The sequence below is a fragment of the bacterium genome (genome assembly GCA_040755795.1).
Lineage (GTDB): Bacteria > UBA9089 > CG2-30-40-21 > CG2-30-40-21 > SBAY01 > JBFLXS01.
In genome coordinates this window covers 1-1,935 of sequence record JBFLXS010000596.1, presented here as the reverse complement: position 1 = coordinate 1,935, position 1,935 = coordinate 1, and the positions used below count along the sequence as shown (strand labels likewise).

Here is a 1,935-nt window from a genome sequence, read left to right as displayed (position 1 = left end):
TAAAATTCGACCCTTTCAGGGTCGAGTAGTGCTCACGAGTCTTTTTCCGTAGATTATATCTACGGTTATGTGAAATTTAACACTTTCAGTGTTAAAAGGAAAAAAATGGAAGCTGAATAGTTACTTTAAATTAAGGTCAAGTCGGTGAAGCAAGAGAAAAGGACAGCGACCATTTTTATTAGAAAGGAAATGCCTGCAACTGTAACTAACATAGAGTTTGCGACGCTAAAGCTAAATTTTTGACTGGTATTAAGTGGTGTATCAAAGGTGAGTTATTCTTTTAAACATCTAACTGTAATTCAAAAGGTTATTGAGACCCCTACCAGCCAAAAACTTCGCAAACTCTGGAACGATAACCAAAATGTCGCTTCGCTCCATTTTGCGGGGCACCCACATCAGGCGGGTTGGGGATGTGGATGAGCGAAAGGCGAAAGCTTTATGTAACTCAAAGGGAATCTTTGAAAAAGGGAAGTTGCTCTGCGTCACTTCGGCTATCAGCGGCGGGGCACCCGCTTGCGGGTCGGGGCTGAAGCCCAAATGCCCCTAATTGCTTTTTCATAAATAGGTTCCTCTTTTGGGGAGAGCGATAGCAAGAAGAACTTTAATGTAAATATCAAAATGCAAATATCAAAATTACAATGCAAAATGCAAAAATACTTGGTAACTATTCAGCATACCAAGCAAGTAGGAAGTAGGAAGTAGGAAAGGGGGAAAATACTTCATACTATTTTACTCTTAATTGATTTGATTAAACCTATAACCATCCTACTCACTTCTTCAGATATATCCCAAATGGATTGAAAATCTGGCAGATAATTAAGACCTTTAGATAGAATTAGATAATACCTTCCCTACTTCCCTACTCTCCTACTTCCCTACAGGGTGAATAGTTACAATACTTGTAAATTAACAAAGTAGCTGGAGAATATTTTGATTTTTGATTTGTAATTTTACATTTTGATGTTTGATTTTTAATTTATTTTATGGTATTCCAGAAAAGTGGAAGTTAATTTTGCAAAAACCATAAGGGGCACTTCGCTCATCCGCATCCCGTTATACGCAATTTCACCTTATTTTTTAAGATAGAAAAAGAGAGGAGGCAAGAGGAGAAATGACTAAAAATTTTGAAACATACCTCAAACTTAATAAAACAGGGCTCCAGAATAAGTATGTAGTTATTGTAGATGGAACAGTAATAGCAAAAGGAGAGGATATTGAAGATATGCTTGGCAAAGCAAGACAGGTATATTCTGATAAGATTCCCTTTGTAGCCAGGGTTCCAGATGAAAGGATGTTAGTTCTATGATTCGGCATGAATTTAAGGAAGAAGAAAGCAGTTTGGGAAAAGTCTTGCGACCTGTGGCGGATGTGGTGTTAGAACTGGATGAATTTAGAGTAGAGATACCAATGTATATAGATTCTGGAGCAGACATTTCTATGATTCCCTTTCGGTTTGGTAAAGCTCTTGGGTTTAAACAAGAAAGAGAGGATATTATTCGTGAGATAAAAGGTATCTCAGGTGCAGGAGTTCCTTATATTCTTAAAGAAGCTACTCTTATATTAAATGGTAAAAGTCTGAAGGTAAAAATTGCTTGGGCATTAGTAGAGGAAGTTCCGATGTTAATGGGAAGAACAGATATATTCAAGAGGTTTCGGATAATCTTCGATGAAAAGAAAGGCTGGATAGACTTTGAAGAATAAAGGCGAAACTGCGTATAACACGGTGTTTGTGGGAAGCTTCGCTCACCCAAATGCTCGCTTCCGCTCGCACTTCACAAACACCGATACCGTTATCTGCTCATTGTGGGTAAAAGGAGAGGATGCAAACCATGGGTAAATATGAAGCAGAACCAATGAAAAGGAAAGAAAAGGTAATTCTTGAACCCATTACTTCTTCACTTATAGAGGAGATTCGGGATAAGATAGTAAAATATC

At 37.8% G+C, this 1,935-nt stretch carries 2 protein-coding genes; both read left to right on the top strand.

What is annotated here, in order from left to right; translation table 11 throughout:
• Window positions 1–1,111: 1,111 nt before the first annotated feature.
• Window positions 1,112–1,306 carry a DUF5678 domain-containing protein gene (locus tag AB1414_20070; GenBank protein MEW6609710.1) on the top strand — a complete coding sequence of 65 codons (195 nt, stop codon included), beginning with the start codon at window positions 1,112–1,114 and terminating at the stop codon, window positions 1,304–1,306.
• Window positions 1,303–1,701: a hypothetical protein gene (locus AB1414_20065; GenBank protein ID MEW6609709.1), complete on the top strand. Its 399-nt coding sequence runs from the start codon at window positions 1,303–1,305 to the stop codon at window positions 1,699–1,701. Before AB1414_20070 ends, AB1414_20065 begins: the two co-directional genes overlap by 4 nt.
• Window positions 1,702–1,935 lie beyond the last annotated feature (234 nt).

Excerpts from the sequence above, each read along its gene's own strand:
- AB1414_20070 (MEW6609710.1), top strand. The coding sequence starts at position 1,112 with ATGACTAAAAATTTTGAAACATACCTCAAACTTAATAAAACAGGGCTC.
- AB1414_20065 (MEW6609709.1), top strand. The coding sequence starts at position 1,303 with ATGATTCGGCATGAATTTAAGGAAGAAGAAAGCAGTTTGGGAAAAGTC.